The organism is Pseudomonas sp. BAV 4579 (genome assembly GCF_009765395.1).
GTDB classification, from domain to species: domain Bacteria; phylum Pseudomonadota; class Gammaproteobacteria; order Pseudomonadales; family Pseudomonadaceae; genus Chryseomonas; species Chryseomonas aestiva.
On sequence record NZ_WHOV01000284.1, the window covers coordinates 1 to 441 of the forward strand.

Here is a 441-nt window from a genome sequence, read left to right on the forward strand (position 1 = left end):
GCTGTCCTCATCATCCTCAGCGGCAGGCGCGGCCTGGAACAGCGTCTTCCAGCCCGGCACGACGATGCGCTTGCCCACTGCCCGTAGAGCGACCTGGTTGCAGTCGAAGTCAGCCACCGTCCGGTCGAACTCGTGGTGGGGCAGGAACTGGGCGAGGTAGTGCGCGCGGATCAGGCTGTAGACCGCACATTCCTTGTCGCTCATGGCCGCCAGGTTGGCGGACTCCAGGGTCGGGATGATGCCGTGGTGCGCGGTGATCTTGGCGTCGTTCCAGGCCCGCGAGCGCTGCCCCGGATCGATGCTGGCCAGCACCGGGGCAATGGACGGATCGGTCCGGCGGATCGCCTCAAGCACGGCCGGCACCTCCGGCAGCATGCTGGTGGGCAAGTAGCCACAATCGGTCCTGGGGTAGGTCGTCGCCTTGTGCGTCTCGTACAGCGC

1 protein-coding gene is annotated in these 441 nt (G+C 67.1%); it reads right to left on the reverse strand.

Annotated elements, in window-relative coordinates; translation table 11 throughout:
• The coding region (locus tag GSQ95_RS25995) for a DNA topoisomerase (RefSeq protein WP_256664735.1) at positions 1-441 on the reverse strand (441 nt) is incomplete at both ends.